We start from the raw sequence: 15,402 nt of genomic DNA, 5'->3' as shown, positions 1-15,402 counted from the left end.
CATTCAGGATCGGCGCCGGAAATGCTCGACCAGCCGCGAGTAGCTGTCGTCGCCGCGCCCGCCCCGGACGGCCTTGGCGACGAGACCGAGGGTGTACTCGGGCAACTCGGTGTCGATTCCCCGCGCCCTGCTCTCCCGGACGAGGTCCTCGATCGACGGCAGATGGTGCCGGAGTGCCCCGTACGGCGTCGCGTGCTCGGCCCGGTCGACCTCCCCGGCGATCATCGGCAGGAACCCCGAGAGCGCCGAGAGCGCGGGATCGGCCCGCTCAAGGAAGTCCTCCACCCGCACACCCTCATCCGACAGTGCTGCCGCGGCGTGCAGGAACCCGTTGAGCAGACCCCACATCGTCCCGTGAACAGCCATGCCGTAGAGCACGGCCACCCCAGGATCACTGGACACCAGAGGCGCATGCCCGCTCAGCAGCCCCAGCACGGCCCGGTGGCGCTCGTAGACGGCCTCCGCGCCCGCGTAGAAGATCGTCGCGTCCGGATGCCCGATGCCGGGCGCGATGGTCATGATCTGCCCATGCAGATAGTCGGCGCCGACCTCCCGAGCCCGCTCCGCCACTGCCCTGACCTCGGCAGACGTCCCGTCGCTGAGGTTGACGACCGCACGTCCGCCCAAGGCATCACCCGCCTGCCCAAGGACGTCCCCCGCGACCGAGGCCCCCTTCACGTTGACCACGACGACGTCCGCCCCACCGACGGCATCGCGGACCGTGGAACCGACCTTCGCCCCCTTGGCGACCAGCCCATCGGCCTTCCCAGGCGTGCGGTTCCAGACCGAGGTCGGATGCCCGCCGTCCAGATAGGCACCGGCCAGCGCCGACCCCATCTCCCCAAGACCGAGTACGGCCACATGCGATTTCATGAAGATGCTCCTCCCTGCTCAGAGCAGTCACGCTAAAACCTCAACAAGACTTGAGGTCAAACCAACCCGATTGCCGTTCTTGGCCCGTTCTCGCCCCACCTTTTGCGGGGGTCCGTGCGACGCTCGACGGGCCGCACCGACCGTCTGGGGGGCTGATGAAGGCGCTGCTGAACTCGCTGAACGAGCCCGAGAAGGCTCTCGTCCGGGAGACCGAGAGCGCCGAGCTCTCCTACCTGACCGAAGACGGCCTCGTGGACCTCCACACCCGGATCCGGCGCGCCCGCAACAAGTACAGCAAGCTGTACCGCCGCGCCGCGAGCGAGCGCGTCGCCGAACACGGCGGCCGCGGCAAGGCCCGCCCGAAGAACACCCGCGACGTCCAGAAAGCCGAGGTCTTCGAGGACGCCCTGGCCCGGGTGAGCTGGTACCTGGCCCGAGCCGCACGGCGCAGCGCCTCCGAACTGAAGGCCGAACGCATCGCCGCCGCCACCCCGTCCCGCACACCCCCGCCCGGCACCGACACCCCGCACCCCCAGCCCAAGGCACCCCAGACCACACCCCGCCGCAGACCCACAACAGCAGACCCGGCCCTCAACCAACGCCACGCCGCCACCCGCGCCAAAGGCGCCCGCCGCCAAGCCCGCCGCGACTCCCGCTAAGAACACGAACCCCACGCCCTGACCAGCGCAGACTCTGGGCTCGCTCGCGAGGCAGGGAGTATCGTGGAAAGAAGCTTGGAGGCGTCTCGCAAGGCTTCCAACGTGCTGCCGGGTCCGCCGCGGTTCCTTCCTGTGCTCGGCATAGGGGAGGGCCAATGGAACAACCGCTTCCAGCGGTCCAACGGGTGGACCGCTACGTGCATGAGAGACGAGTCACCGACCAGAAACTCGTCGACTGGGCCATATACGCCTTCCTGCTTTCATGGGTGACGCTCGGCATCTACACCTTTGTAGTGTTCTACCGGCGCATCAACCGCACGGATCTCTTCCGAGACAGGCGCTTCCACTACTACGGCGCCGTCATCGAGGCCACGAGGCAGTACGCCGAACAGAGCGGCCGTGATCCAGAGTCCATGGAGCAGTTGGACGATCTTCGGAGGTACATCAAAGAGCGGTTCGAAGACGAACATCGACCTATCAAGGCAGGGCTCTCCCTCTTCCTCTCCATCGTCACGATGGGTATTTACTGGTACTACGCCGTGTATCGCATGATGCGATTCTGGTGGGAGATCCAGCTCACCGAAGAGGATTTTCATGACAGCCTCAGCGATATCTGGTTGCGTCTCGGAATCGTTAAGTACCGCGTGGTCTTCGAGCCCGTGCCAGACCTGCGGCGCGGCTTCGGTGTGCATCTCCTCCTGACATTTGTCACTTTCGGAATCTACGGCTTCGTGTGGGACTACCAGCTCCACACCGACCCCGAGAAGATGTTCCCGGAGGTGCACTCGACCGAGGACATGGTCCTCTCCGCCTTGCGCCACGCCGACACGGCATCCCACGGCGGACGTGCGGTGGCCTGACCGCCGGGACCTGGGTGGCAACCGCCGGCGAGCGTTGACCATCGCGCGGACGGTGTTGATTGAGTGCCGTGCTCGACCAGAGCCTTGGCTGAACCGAGGCGGCGTAGGACGTCCTTGAGCCCGACGTTCACGGTGGCGAGCACGGACATCAGAAGGATGAGGGTCGTCCGGCCATGGGGCTCAATGCAAGGCCGGATTCCGGCTGGGGGAGCCCGACCGGGCCATCGGCTCCGACCGAGTTGCACCGGCCATTGTCGTGGACGGCATCCCATGACCATGGCCCCGGTTGTCACGAGGGGGCGACCTCGCTTGCGTGCGGATCATCGGCTGGTCTGTTCCGGTCTGTGGTGATCCTGTAGCTTTTCGCAGTGATCATTACCAGGAGCGAGCGAATGACCACGTTGGTCCGGTGGCCGCTGGTGGCGGCCACCGTCGTGCTGTTGTCGGCCGCCTGCTCGTCCAATGACGAGCCGCACAAGCTCACCTTCGAAGTCGAAGGCGAGGGGACTGTCACCATCACCTACGTCATCAACGGCCGTTCGACGACCGAGCCGCAGGTGACGCTCCCGTGGCAGAAGGACATCGAACTCACCAAGAAGGGCGAGGACACCTGGAGCCTCGTCATGAAGCGCCAAGGCGAAGGCTCGCTGAGCGCCGTCGCATATGTGGATGGCCAGCCACTCACCCGCACCGCGGGCTCAGGATCAGGCGGTGGCACCAGCCGGCTCAGCGGCTCTGTCCGCTGAGCCGACGCACCCGGCGACCCTGCCGCGCGCGGGGACTTCCCCCTGATCGTGGACACCTTCCGTTCTGAATCATGGCGGCGGAGTGGGGTGGGCTACGGGGTGGTGAGTTCGGATTGGTTGTCGGCTGCCCATTCGGGTCCCATTCGTGGCTGATGAGCTCGGTCGCCGCGCAGACCTGGAGACCAAAGAGGGCCGCTTCATGTTCGCGGTCCTCGCGGCGGCCGCCGAGTATGAGGTGGAACTGCGCGCCGAACGTCAGGCCGAGGGGATCGCCGCCGCCAAGCGGCGCGAGGCCGAGGGGAAGCTGCTGCCCGGCAAGCAGCGCATCGGCCGACCTCGAGTCATCGGCCCCGCTGAACTTGCCGCCCTGCGGCGACTGGTCGATGGGGGCGTCTCCGTCACCGAAGCAGCCCGCACCCTCAAAATCGGCAGATCCACGGCATACGCCGCACTATCAGCCCGCTGACCAGCACATACTCCAGCAACGGCCCGTTTTCGCCGTACTCCGGTGGCCACCGTGAGACACGCTCTAAGCCCTGGCTCGACCCGGTCCGCTCAACGGGGAGCGGCCAACTCGAAGGTGCTCCATTCGAGGAGCGTGAAAGCATGGAGAACCTTCTGCATCTCTTCGTACTCGGCAGAGGCCTCTGGGCAGCTGATCGCCAGGTAGCCCAGGACATGGATCTCGTACGGTAGCTTCAAACGCTTCACGTGTTCGATGAGTTCGTCTTGCCATTCCTGAACCTCCCACTGCTCCGCGTCCCTGCGGAAGGCGATCTGGAGCACGGCGTTTTTAGCGTGTTCGACGACGGAGTCGATTACCCGGTAGAAGCCGCCTGGTGCCGAAGCTGCCGTCACGCGGTCGCCCAGGGCGAGGCCGTACGCGAAGAACGGGATGGAGCAAATGACGAACTCGTTGACGCCTGTTCGGCGGGCCCACAGTTGCTCCCAGCGGCCCGGCATTCCCGAGTTGCTGAGGTCACACATGAGAAGCGAGTTTGCCTCGTGTTTCCAAGCCGCCTCCGCGTGACCGCAGATGTCGTCGATACTGACCACCGTTCAGTGTCCCCCTTGAGGTCGTGACTTAGCCCCGTTGATCATTTCATGCCGAGACCGAGCCTCAAAGTTGGAGAGCCGATCAGGTACGGGTGCCGTTGGACGGGTGGCACAGGCTTCCCAACCACGCCGAACCAGGCCCCGGGCACCGTAACGAACCGCAACGGTCGAACATCACACGGTGCCGACGTCCTGGTCGGGGTCGTGGAAGGGGCGCAGACCGACGGCGACTTCGGCGCGGGTGAAAGCGTAGCGGCCCAGGAAGTTGATGTTCATGCGGCGGTAGCCGTCGTCGGAGATGAACTGCAGCAGGTGCAGGGTCTTGAAGATCCGGCCGTAGTGCGCGAACGCGTCCCCCAGTCCGGTGGGGCGGCCGTCGCGCGACAGCATCCGGATCAGGTCGTAGGCCCGCACCTTGCCCGTGGTGAGGGAGCCGGCGACGCGCAGCATGTCGGCCCAGTGCGCGCGGATGCGGTCGAGGCGGACGGTGTGGCGGGACATGTGGTCCAAAGGCCCGTAGGTGGCGCGCCCGGTGTGCAGGTTGGCGACCGGGACCACGAACCGCAGCCCGTCGGCCGAGGCGACCTGCCCGCCGCCCCAGGTATGCACGATGTCGATCCCGGCCTGGACGGCGATCAGCCGGGCGTTCGCCGCCGAGATCGTCTCCGCGCGCAGGTAGCCCTGGTCGACCTGCTGCAGGCGGGCACGGGTCAGCGCGGGCACGTTCGGCTTCTCGATCGGGACCAGGCCCACGTTGCACGCCTCGGCCACGATCAGCCCGCTCAGGCTGACCGCGATCTGCAGGCGGCCACCGACGAACTGCACCGCGGTGTTGCCGCCGAGCCCGTCCAGCACCCGGGTGTAGGCGCCCTCCAGCGCACTCGCGAGCTCGGCCAGATGCCCGGCCGGCTCCTCTTCCAGCTCCAGCGCCGCCAGCACCCGCGGCCGCGCCGCGTCCCAGCCCTGGCCTTCCAGCAGGCGGGCGCGCGGGTCGCTCCACCGGTCGGCGCCGGTGGCGAACACGTCGCGGCGGCGGGCCTTGGCCATCGCGGCGGCCGCGGCCACCATCGCCAGCACCGGCCGCCCGGCCGCCACCGCCCGAAACTCGATCGTCTCCAGCAGCAGCTCGATGAACTGCTGCACCGTCCGGTACCGCTTGACCAGCTCCGCCCGCCACGCCGCCGCCGCGTCATCGTCGGTCTCGGGCACGAACGCCGCGATCACCTCAACCGCCGCTGACAGCTTCTCCCGCGGCACCACCCGCTCGATCTCGTTCCACACCTCCGCCAACGAGACGAGGCGGTCCTCGGTCGCCTGCGGCGCACCCATCAAGATCTCCATCGCCGAGGCCACATGCCGCGCCGCCGACCGCAGCTTGGGCAGGGTCCGCAACTGCTCGGCCTTGCCCGCCCGCTCCGCCCGCGCCAGAAGAATCGAGGTGATCAGTAGATCCAGCACGTCCAGCGCGTCGTCGATCGACGCGGTCTCCAGATGCTGGACCGTGGCCAGCAGCGTCGCCGTCTGCCGCCGTACCTCCAGATCCCGCAGCGTCGGAGCCTTGGACGCCATCCCATACCGGGCCAGCGACGCCAGCTTCACCGCCGGCACCGGCTCGACCTGCACCCGCCCAGCCCCGATCCCGCCGATCTCGGCGACCCGGTCCAGCTCCCGCACCAGCACCCGCCCCGACGCCTTCACCGGCGAAGTTCGAAGACGCTCCAGCTCCGACACCCGCCGATCCTCCGGCACCCGCAGCAGGCCCCGCAGCGTCACGGCGGTCTCGGCCGGCGTCCGCTCGGCCAACAACCCATACAGCCGGGCGTTCTCGGCCCGACGCACCTCGCTGACCAGCCGGGTCAGCGTCGTGACCCCGGCAGGCAGCAAGATTCCGGCCTCCAGCATGTACACCACCGCCCGGTCGAACAGCGCGCGCGGTCCCTCGGCCGAGGCCCACACCCGCGCCGCGATGAACGCCCGCACGTCCTGATCCCGGTCGGCGAACTCCGACAACCTCAGCAGGTCGCGGATCTCCCAGGAATGCTCATAGGCGGTCTTGGGCCGGGCCAGGTATTCCGGCGCGCACGCCGGATCGACCTCTACCTGCTCGGCGGCGAACTCGACCACCTCCGCCGGCACCTTCAGCGGAGTGTCCGCCAGGAACGTCCCCAGCATCCGGACCGTGCCCCACTGCACCGCCCACCCGAGCTTGGTCGCCGGGCGCCGCTTGTCCGCCACCACCGCCCGCGCCGCCGCGTCCAGGCGGAAGAACTGCTCCAGCTCGCCGACCGTCACCTCATCACGGAACCGGCGATACCGCGCGACCTGCTCATCCGACAAGAAATCAACTGGCATGCCCAGGAACGTAGAGCTCCGCCAACCACACCAAGCCTGCCGTCACCGAACTGTCGTCAACCCCCGGCGGGCTACCGCCAAAATCCGGTCCGATCCTCCTCGCGGGCCGTGATGTGCCAGAGTCCTGATGGGGTTATCCAGATCAGGAGGCCTGGCCAGGGCTGGATCAGGGTCCAGCCGGGGGACTGTTTTGTCCGATGATGTCGCCTGCAGAGTGGGGCGAGGTTGCACTGGCAGGTGATTCCCTGGCCCCAGGGGACGGTGTGGTCGAGGTCGCAGCGGTTCGACCGTCGGTTGCAGGTGGGGAAGACGCAGGTTTCGTGGCGGGCCTCGATGAGGCGCCGCATGGCCGCCGGTGGGCGGTAGGCGTTATGGCCGTGTCGGCCGGGTGTCGGGCCGGTGGCCTGGCACCAGGTCTCGCGAAGGCCGCGCAGCTGGTCGTGCATGTCCCGGACGGCCCGGTTGATCAGGAAGGGCAGGGCGTTCGTCCGTCCCGTGGCGCGGGCGTGCGCGAGGACCTTACTGAGCCGCTGGTCGGCCATCTTGGCGAGTGTCTCGACGATCGTCGTGTCAGGAAGGGCGACCGTTGAGGGGGTGACGGCCGGAACTCGCGGCGGCTCGACCGGCTGGACGCCGGACGCATGCGCGGCCTCGGGGTACGAGGTCCCCTGGAGGAGTTCCTTGGCGAGGTCGGCGCGGATGGCGTGGAGAGGCCGCAGGTCGCCGTCCGTCTTCAAGGCCCGCGCGACTGCGCTGATCTTGTTGAAGATGGCGTGGGCCTCGGTCGTCTCCAGGCCGGTGAGGGTGAGGTCGGTGGTGCCGTCGGGGGTGTCCCAGACCTGCAGATCGCGGCGGCGGGCGGCCTCGCGCTTGCGCTCTTCGAGTTGCTCGGGAGCGAGCTTCTGCACGATGCGCCGGATACGGCGGCGAAGCTGGCCGGTGGTCTGGTCGGGCGCCCTTTCAAGGACGGCGGCTTCGACCCTCTCGGGGAGGCCGTCCGGAAGCCCGTCGGTGAGGTCGCTGATGACGCGGGTCTTCGACAGGTCGATCCGGCCGGTCTCCAGAGCTTCGCGCGTGGCCGGCAGGTCGTCGGCGAGCCGGCCGGCGAGGTGGACCAGAGTGGCGGCCGCGTCGCCGGTCACCGTGAGCGCGGCGGCGACTTCTTCGACGACCGATTCGTAACCGGAAAGGATCCGGTAATCGGGGTCGCCCTCTGCCTCGTCGGCGGCGCGTCGGCGGGACAACTCCGCGACGGCGGCGAGTTCCCGAGCCTGCGCCCACGAGGTCTGACGTCGCGCGGCAGCGGCCACTTCCAGGAGTCCGGTGTCCGAGAGACCGTCCAATCCGCCGGAAAGGCAGATGGCCAGTTGGGGGCCTGGCGGAAACCATCCGCGCCCTTCCCATTCGCCGATTTCGGTGTGCACGTCTTCGGCGACCGTCAGGGCCGTCATCGTTGGATCACCCCCTCTCGTCCAACCAAATTCATCTTACCATCTCTGTGACTCTTTGGAGTCATTCTGTGACTCTAAGTAAGAACGTTCTCACTCTCTGATCGTCAAAGCTGAGGCGGGGCATTGCCGACGACAGGGCGCGGCCGCAAGGCCGCGCCGAAAAGCAGGAGGGTCGCAAAGCCGCAGATAAAATCAAACCCCCACCGACTGCCTCAGCCAACGTGACAGCAATGAGCGCTGGCAGGAACGGGCCCGCGGACAAACGGGAACGGGCTCAGCCGTCCACTCGCATCAGCCAGGCTTCTCGATAAATCCCCCACCCGCATGAGCAGAGAGGCGCAGGCGGGCGCAGACCCCAAGCCAAGAGCGTGATCCACGTCCAGTGAGTGCACATGAGCACCTCCCGGCCAAGGCCGACAGATCCGATTCAGGACCCAAGGTCAGTCAGTTGCTGGGTCAGACCCCGCCGGGAGGTGCTCACCTACATCATCTCTGTCAGCTGCGGACGGCGTGGCCCAAGTAGGTGACGACGGGCGGGCCGTTGGGGTCGAGCTTGAAGTCCACCATCGAGGACAACTGATCGTCGGTGACACGGCCGGCGCGGCGGGCGCGAGTCGCGGTGATCAGTGCGCCGACACTGCGGGGTTTGAAGGAGCAGGTGCCGAGGTCGGCGAGGCCGTGGGCGGTCATCCGGGCGGCCAGCTCGGCAGGCGGACGCAGCCGGGCGGCGCTATAGCGGCCGGGAGGCATGATGCGGGTGCCGGGAAAGCGCTGGAGCATCCCCAGATAGACCAGGCGGGAGATCGGCGTGCGGTTCACGGTGTCGTAGATCAACGTGCCGCCAGGACGCAGCAACCGGGCGACGGCGGCCAGCACCGCGTCCAGGTCTTCGGTGATCTCGAACGTGTCGGCGCAGTAGACCAGGTCGAACGTCCCTTCAGGCAGGCCGGGGCGCTCGAAAGGTGCGGTGCTGTAGCTGGCCGTCTCGGAGTCGTCGGACTCCCGGGCCAGTGCGGTGGCCTCGTGCGACGGGTCCAGGGACGCGACCTCCATTCCCAGGTGTACCAGCCCCTGGGCGAGGACCCCCCGTCCACCGCCGATCACGGCGGCGCGCTTGCCCGAAGTCTCGTCCAGAACCTTCGTGACGTACTGCATGCGGACGTCCTGGAAGACGACGGCTCGAAGATGACGTCCGTCAACGCCGCCAGGTGCGGACGAGTCCAAGACCAGGTTCGGTGAGGCCACCGGCACATCCCTCCACTAAGTTTCTTAAGGAAACTTAACATGCCGGGTTTCCTCGGGGAACTCGGGTAGGATCCAGCGCCGTGACACGTACACCACTGGGCCAGGTCGCCTGCTCCATCGCCCGTGCCACCGACCTGTTCGGGGACGCGTGGACGGCGCTGATCATGCGGGACGTCATCACCGGCGTCACGCGGTTCGACGATCTGGCCCGGGACCTCGGAATCTCCCGCAAGGTCCTGGCCGCGCGCCTGGCGCGTCTGGTCGAGGAGGGCGTGCTGACACGCGAGCGCTACCAGGACCATCCGCCCCGCGAGCACTACCGCGCGACCGCGAAGGGGGAGGACCTCTACCCGGTCCTGCTGGCCCTCATGGCATGGGGGGATCGCTGGTATGCCGGTCCCGAAGGCCCGCCGGCGCGCATCCGTCACCTGGACTGCGGGAGCGACACCACGTCCGTCCCGTCCTGCGCCCACTGCGGCGGGACGCTCACGCCGTCCAACACCACCCAGCTCCCTGGTCCAGGCGGACGCGTCGGCCCAGGCACCCAAGTGCTAGGCCCCCTCCTGGCCGAGCGCGCCTGAACGCTGAATGCGGAGCTTCAGGACGTTTTCCGTGGGGCGTCCGTGTGGGCGACGGTGGCGTGGTAGCAGGTCAGCGACCAGTGGGCGGTGCCGCCGGGTGGGGTGACCATCGTGCCGGTGGCGGCGGTGACCTCTTGCGGTCCCGCAAGGTAGAACATGAACTCGTCGATGCGCTCCAGGGTTCCCTTGTACAGCCAGCAGTTACTCAGGATCTCTTGGCCGTCCAGGAAGGGCAGTTGGAGCAGCCGCTGCGCCTGGGCTGGAAGGTTGCCGAGGATGTCGTAGTCCTCTTGGTTGAGGCCCAGATCGGGCGGGTCGACCGGCATGCCGTCCTCGGGCGATCCGGCGGCCGAGGGGTACCCGCCCTCGACTGGCGCCTGGCTGAGGGATTCAGGGGTGAAGTCGAAGGAGAAGACGCCGAAGCTGGGCCGGTATGCGGCGAGGCCGCGTTTGCCGAAGATCACGGCCCAGGGGAGGCCGTCAGGACCGAGGTTCGCGATCCAGTCGATGGGTTTGCCCGACCGCCGTGTGAGCTCCTTGCGGACCTGCTTGGGGATGGTCTCCCAGGTCTCCTCCCGCGTCATCAGCGCGTTGAAGAGCATGTCACCCGGTTGATGAAGAGGGACCGACGCGTCCATTGCGCCCCTTTCGGCCTGCCGCCGATTCTAAGCCGTGACGCCCACGTCGCCCCTGCCGTGCACGCCGCGCCAGCAACCCAAGTCTTGCCCGCCGTCTACGGCGTGCCTGTCGTCTGCGGAGTGCCCGATTGTTACGGCGTGGCGTCTATGGCGGCGGGGGAGAGGATGTGGTCGAGGACCATGGCGGCGCAGCCGGTGAGGCCGGCCTGTTCGCCGAGGCGGCTGGGTTCGATGCGGAGGTTGCGGGTGGCCAGTGCGGTGGAGCGCTGGTAGACGACCTCGCGCAGTCCGGCGATCAGGGGCTCGTCGGCGCCGACGAGGTCGCCGCCGAGGACGACGACGGAGGGGTTGAGCAGGTTGACGGCGGTGGCGACGACCTCGCCGATGCGGCGGCCGGCGTCGCGGAGGAGGGCGACGGTGGCGGGGTCGCCCGCGCGGGCGAGGGCGGCGAGGCCGGGCAGGTCGTCCGCGGGGGAGCGGGCGAGGAGCGCGGTGCCGCCCGCGATGGCCTCGACGCAGTTCACGTTGCCGCAGCGGCACGGGGCCTCGTCCGGCGAGGGGACGGGCACGTGGCCGATCTCCCCGGCCGCGCCGAGGGCGCCCCGCTGGATGCGGCCGCCGGCGATGACGCCCGCGCCGATGCCGGTCGAGACCTTGACGAACAGCAGGTCGTCGACGCCGGGGTGGGCCTGGTGCTCGCCGAGGGCGGCGGCGTTGACCTCGTTGTCCAGGTAGGCGGGGACGCCGAAGCGCGCAGAGATGGGCGCGCCGATCTCGACGGCGTCCCAGCGTCCGGCGACATGCTCGACCGCGTCGGGGACGCCGAGGCCGACCCCGCGCACGGTGGACGCGTCGATGCCGGAGGCGGACAGCAGCGACGTCCACTGGTCCAGGAGCCGGGGGAGCGTCTTGCCGGGGGACACCTCGGCGGGCGGCCCGTCGGTGCGGACCAGGATCTTCCCCGCGAGGTCGCAGACGGCGAGCTGGCCGCGCGACTGGCCGAGGTTCGCGACCAGGACGGTGCCGCCGGCGGCGTTGAACGCGAGCCGCATGGGGGGACGTCCGCCGGTGGACGTCCCGTCCGGGTGCTCGGCGACGAGGCCGCGCGCGATGAGGGACGCGACGCGGGACGCCACCGCGGGACGGGACAGCCCGGTGATGCGGCCGAGGTCGGCGCGGGTGGCGACGCCGTCCTCGCGGATCAGGCGGAGGATGTCGCCGACCGTGGAGGGGCGGGTGACGGGGCGCGGCATCCCGCCAGTCAAGCACGCGCCCTTTCGGCCAGTCCAGTTGGCGGAATCGATGGACTTATGTCATTCAAAGTTCATAATTACGGTTGATCGGATGACCGATGTCTCGATAGCTTGACGATGACGATGACGATCTAGAGCCCCCCGATCGTGAAGTGTGGAGCAGGAGCGTCTGATGGCTGTGCATCCCGTGCTGGCGGCAGTGACCCGGCGCGTCGTCGAGCGGAGCGCCGGGCCGCGCGGCGCGTATCTGGAGCGGATCCGCGACGCAAGGACGGAAGGCCCCGTGCGCTCTGGAATGGGTTGCGCGAACCTGGCGCACGGCTTCGCCGCCTGCGGCGTCCAGGACAAGCTGTGGCTCCGCGGCGACGCCACGCCGAACATCGCCATCGTGTCGGCCTACAACGACATGCTCTCCGCGCACCAGCCGCTGAAGGACTACCCGGACCTGCTGAAGGCCGCGATCCGCGCCGCGGGCGGGACGGCCCAGTTCGCCGGCGGGGTGCCCGCGATGTGCGACGGCATCACGCAGGGCCGCGCCGGCATGGAGCTGTCGCTGTTCAGCCGGGACGTGGTGGCGATGGCGACGGCGGTGGCGCTGTCCCACGACATGTTCGACGGCGCCCTGCTCCTCGGCGTGTGCGACAAGATCGTCCCCGGCCTGGTGATCGGGGCGCTGTCGTTCGGGCGCCTGCCGGTGGTCCTGGTGCCGGCCGGGCCGATGGCGTCCGGGCTGCCGAACGGGGAGAAGGCGAAGGTCCGCAAGCGGTTCGCGGCCGGGGAGATCGGACGCGACCAGCTGCTGGCCGCCGAGGCGGCTTCCTACCACTCGCCCGGCACCTGCACCTTCTACGGGACCGCCAACTCCAACCAGCTCCTCATGGAGGTCATGGGCCTGCACCTGCCGGGGGCGAGCTTCGTCCCGCCGGGGACCAAGCTGCGGGACGCCCTGACCGAGGCGGCCGGCAAGCGCGTCCTGCAGCTCACGGACCTGGCCGGCGGCTACACGCCCATCGGCGAGATGCTGGACGAGCGCGCGTTCGTGAACGGCGTCGTCGCCCTCCTCGCGACGGGCGGCTCGACCAACCACACGCTGCACCTGGTCGCGATGGCCGCGGCGGCGGGCATCGAGCTGACCTGGGACGACTTCGACGAGCTGTCCAAGGTCACGCCGCTGCTCACCCGCCTCTACCCGAACGGCACCGCCGACGTGAACCACTTCCACGCGGCGGGCGGCACCGCGTTCCTCATCGGCGAGCTGATCGACGCCGGGCTCCTGCACGAGGACGCCCGGACGGTCGGCGGCGACACCCTCGCCGCGTACCGGAACGCGCCGGAGTTCACCGACGGCGGGGTCGAGTGGCGGCCGCTCGGCGGAGGATCGGGCGACACGGACGTGCTGCGTCCGGTCGCCGAGCCGTTCGACTCGCACGGCGGCCTGCACACCGTGCGCGGCAACCTGGGACGGGCGGTGATCAAGGTGTCGGCCGTGCGGCCGGAGCACCGGGTGATCGAGGCCGCCGCCCGCGTGTTCGACTCGCAGGAGCAGCTCCAGGAGGCGTTCGCCGCCGGGGAGCTGGACCGGGACGTGGTGGCGGTCGTCCGGAACCAGGGGCCGCGCGCCAACGGGATGCCGGAGCTGCACCGGCTCACCCCGCCGCTGTCGGTCCTCCAGGACCGGGGGCACCGCGTCGCGCTGGTGACGGACGGTCGGATGTCGGGCGCCTCCGGGGCGGTGCCCGCCGCGATCCACGTGTCACCGGAGGCGGCGGCGGGCGGGCCGCTCGCCCGCGTCCGCGACGGCGACATCGTCCGTCTCGACGCGGACGGGGGGCTCCTGGAGGTCCTCGTCCCGGACGAGGAACTCGCGGCCCGCGAGCCCGCCGCCGGGCCGCCCGGCCAGACGTGGGGCACGGGACGCGAGCTGTTCCGGTCGTTCCGCCACGCGGTCGGCCCGGCGGAGCGCGGTGCGGGGGTCTTCTCATGAGCGAACCGAACGTCCCCCCACGAGGTGCGCGCATCAGCCCGTGGCTGGTCGCGGACGTGGGCGGGACGAACGCCCGGTTCGCGCTGGTGGACGGCCCGCAGGGACTCCCCGCCCAGGTGGAGTCGCTTCCCACGCGCGACTACCCGGGCCTGGCGGAGGCGGCGGCCGACTACCTCGCACGGCACGCGCCCGGCGCGAAACCGTCCGCCGCGTGCCTGGCGGTGGCCGGGCCGGTGGGGAACGGCACCTTCCGCCTGACCAACGCCGGCTGGCCGGAGGGCACCCCCGAGGCGGTGCGCGCCCACCTCGGCCTCCCGTACCTCGACATCATCAACGACTTCGAGGCCCTCGCCCTCGCCCTCCCGCGCCTGGACGCGGACGACCTGATCCCCATCGGCGGAGAACGGCCGAACGCGGCCGCGTCAAAAGCAGGCGCGGCAAAAGCAGGCGCGGCAAAAGCAGGCGCGCCGCTGGCGGTCGTCGGGCCCGGGACGGGTCTCGGGGTGGCGGGTCTCGTGCCGACCCCGTCCGGCTGGGTGCCGGTTCCCGGCGAGGGCGGGCAGGTCGACATTCCGGCCGCAACCGAGCGGGAGATCGCCGTGGCGCGGCTCCTGCGCGCCGAGAAGGGCGCGGCCACCGCCGAGTACCTGCTGTCCGGGGCGGGGCTCGTCCGCGTCCACCGCTACCTGGCGACGCTCGACGGCGAGCCGCGCGAGGAGCCGTCCCCGCGGCAGATCTGCGAGAGGCAGGACGACCCCCGCTGCCGCGAGACGCTGGAGATGTTCTGCGCGCTGCTCGGCTCGCTCGCCGGCAACGCCGCCCTGACGCTCGGCGCGCGCGGCGGCGTCTACCTCGGCGGCGGGATCCTGCCGCGCATCGTGGACGTCCTGCGCGGCAGCGCGTTCCGGGCCCGCTTCGAGGGGAAGCCTCCCGTCGAGGACTACATGCGCGCCATCCCGACCGCCCTCATCGTCCACCCCGGCCCGGCCCTGGTCGGCGCCACCGTCCGGCTCGCCCAGAGCCTGCCCGACCTGGAGCCCGCATGATCGCCGAAGACCTGTTCGACCTCGCGCCCGTCATCCCCGTCGTCGTGCTGGACGACGCGGACACCGCCGTCCCGCTGGCCCGCGCCCTGGTCGAGGGCGGGCTGCCGGTGATCGAGGTGACGCTCCGCACCCCGGCCGCGATCGAGGCGATCACGCGGATCGCCGCGGAGGTCCCGGACGCGGTCGTCGGCGCCGGGACGGTCGTCCGTCCCGAGGACGCCGAGCGCTCGGTCGCCGCCGGGGCGAGGTTCCTGGTCAGCCCCGGCTGCACGGCACGGCTCCAGGCGGCGATGGTCGCGACGGGCCTGCCGTTCCTGCCGGGCGTGGCGACCGCGTCGGAGGCGATCGCGCTGCTGGAGGGCGGGGTCACGGCGATGAAGTTCTTCCCCGCCGAGGCCGCGGGCGGGGCCGCCTACCTGAAGTCGCTCGCCGGGCCGCTGCCGCAGATCCGGTTCTGCCCGACCGGCGGCATCAGCCCGCGCAACGCCGCGGACTATCTCGCGTTGGGAAACGTCGGCTGCGTCGGCGGGTCCTGGCTGACCCCGGCGGACGTCGTCCGCGACGGCGACTGGGACCGGATCCGCAAGCTCGCCGCCGAGGCCGCCGCCCTCCGGGCGCGGTGATGTCACATCCGGAGGCGGCGCCCCCGTCTCCTGGA

Annotated in this window: 15 protein-coding genes; 8 read left to right on the top strand and 7 right to left on the bottom strand. The window is 69.9% G+C overall.

Going from position 1 to position 15,402, the window contains the following annotated elements; all coding sequences use genetic code 11:
* Positions 1–3 precede the first annotated feature (3 nt).
* Complete coding sequence (locus ABGB11_RS35210) at positions 4–873, bottom strand: NAD(P)-binding domain-containing protein (protein ID WP_347639815.1); 870 nt, start codon at positions 871–873, stop codon at positions 4–6.
* Between the two features lie 155 nt (positions 874–1,028).
* Here ABGB11_RS35210 and ABGB11_RS35205 point away from each other — a divergent pair, with 155 nt between their 5' ends.
* The 4 genes from ABGB11_RS35205 (at position 1,029) to ABGB11_RS35190 (ending at position 3,604) form a co-directional block, all read left to right on the top strand.
* Positions 1,029–1,532 (top strand): hypothetical protein, encoded by a 504-nt coding sequence (locus ABGB11_RS35205; RefSeq protein WP_347639814.1) that lies wholly within the window; start codon positions 1,029–1,031, stop codon positions 1,530–1,532.
* A 185-nt stretch (positions 1,533–1,717) separates the two neighbouring features.
* Entirely contained in the window at positions 1,718–2,392 is a 675-nt protein-coding gene (locus tag ABGB11_RS35200; protein ID WP_347639813.1) for a DUF4234 domain-containing protein, read from the top strand.
* A 392-nt stretch (positions 2,393–2,784) separates the two neighbouring features.
* Positions 2,785–3,138 carry a hypothetical protein gene (locus ABGB11_RS35195; RefSeq protein ID WP_347639812.1) on the top strand — a complete coding sequence of 118 codons (354 nt, stop codon included), beginning with the start codon at positions 2,785–2,787 and terminating at the stop codon, positions 3,136–3,138.
* A gap of 145 nt (positions 3,139–3,283) precedes the next feature.
* Positions 3,284–3,604 carry a recombinase family protein gene (locus tag ABGB11_RS35190; protein WP_347639811.1) on the top strand — a complete coding sequence of 107 codons (321 nt, stop codon included), beginning with the start codon at positions 3,284–3,286 and terminating at the stop codon, positions 3,602–3,604.
* 89 nt (positions 3,605–3,693) lie between these two features.
* Here the strand turns inward: ABGB11_RS35190 and ABGB11_RS35185 are convergent, their stop codons facing one another.
* From ABGB11_RS35185 to ABGB11_RS35170, 4 genes are all read right to left on the bottom strand, one after another.
* Entirely contained in the window at positions 3,694–4,194 is a 501-nt protein-coding gene (locus tag ABGB11_RS35185) for a DUF4265 domain-containing protein (protein ID WP_347639810.1), read from the bottom strand.
* Positions 4,195–4,368: 174 nt separating this feature from the next.
* Positions 4,369–6,546, bottom strand: a complete 2,178-nt coding sequence (locus ABGB11_RS35180) for a Tn3 family transposase (RefSeq protein WP_347639809.1) — start codon at positions 6,544–6,546, stop codon at positions 4,369–4,371.
* A gap of 71 nt (positions 6,547–6,617) precedes the next feature.
* Positions 6,618–7,997 (bottom strand): DUF222 domain-containing protein, encoded by a 1,380-nt coding sequence (locus ABGB11_RS35175; protein WP_347639808.1) that lies wholly within the window; start codon positions 7,995–7,997, stop codon positions 6,618–6,620.
* 495 nt (positions 7,998–8,492) lie between these two features.
* Positions 8,493–9,152: a class I SAM-dependent methyltransferase gene (locus tag ABGB11_RS35170; protein WP_347639807.1), complete on the bottom strand. Its 660-nt coding sequence runs from the start codon at positions 9,150–9,152 to the stop codon at positions 8,493–8,495.
* Between the two features lie 170 nt (positions 9,153–9,322).
* Here ABGB11_RS35170 and ABGB11_RS35165 point away from each other — a divergent pair, with 170 nt between their 5' ends.
* Positions 9,323–9,823: a helix-turn-helix domain-containing protein gene (locus tag ABGB11_RS35165; RefSeq protein ID WP_347639806.1), complete on the top strand. Its 501-nt coding sequence runs from the start codon at positions 9,323–9,325 to the stop codon at positions 9,821–9,823.
* 17 nt (positions 9,824–9,840) lie between these two features.
* On the opposite strand, the gene ABGB11_RS35160 is transcribed toward ABGB11_RS35165, so the two are convergent.
* Both ABGB11_RS35160 and ABGB11_RS35155 read right to left on the bottom strand, forming a co-directional pair.
* Positions 9,841–10,425 (bottom strand): hypothetical protein, encoded by a 585-nt coding sequence (locus ABGB11_RS35160; RefSeq protein ID WP_347639805.1) that lies wholly within the window; start codon positions 10,423–10,425, stop codon positions 9,841–9,843.
* Between the two features lie 167 nt (positions 10,426–10,592).
* Positions 10,593–11,714, bottom strand: a complete 1,122-nt coding sequence (locus ABGB11_RS35155; protein WP_347639804.1) for an ROK family transcriptional regulator — start codon at positions 11,712–11,714, stop codon at positions 10,593–10,595.
* A gap of 172 nt (positions 11,715–11,886) precedes the next feature.
* Here ABGB11_RS35155 and edd point away from each other — a divergent pair, with 172 nt between their 5' ends.
* From edd to eda, 3 genes are read left to right on the top strand one after another with little or no spacing between them, the layout of a single operon-like run.
* Complete coding sequence (gene edd / locus ABGB11_RS35150) at positions 11,887–13,698, top strand: phosphogluconate dehydratase (RefSeq protein WP_347639803.1); 1,812 nt, start codon at positions 11,887–11,889, stop codon at positions 13,696–13,698.
* Positions 13,695–14,744, top strand: coding sequence for a glucokinase (glk, locus tag ABGB11_RS35145; RefSeq protein ID WP_347639802.1), 1,050 nt, complete (start codon positions 13,695–13,697; stop codon positions 14,742–14,744). The genes edd and glk overlap by 4 nt, the downstream gene beginning before the upstream one ends.
* Positions 14,741–15,367, top strand: a complete 627-nt coding sequence (gene eda / locus ABGB11_RS35140) for a bifunctional 4-hydroxy-2-oxoglutarate aldolase/2-dehydro-3-deoxy-phosphogluconate aldolase (RefSeq protein ID WP_347639801.1) — start codon at positions 14,741–14,743, stop codon at positions 15,365–15,367. Before glk ends, eda begins: the two co-directional genes overlap by 4 nt.
* The last annotated feature ends 35 nt before the right edge of the window (positions 15,368–15,402 follow it).

The organism is Actinomadura sp. B10D3 (genome assembly GCF_039871695.1).
In the GTDB taxonomy this organism is placed as follows: domain Bacteria; phylum Actinomycetota; class Actinomycetes; order Streptosporangiales; family Streptosporangiaceae; genus Spirillospora; species Spirillospora madurae.
The sequence above is the reverse complement of the archived record's forward strand: the minus strand, read 5'-3'. Positions and strand labels throughout refer to the sequence as shown.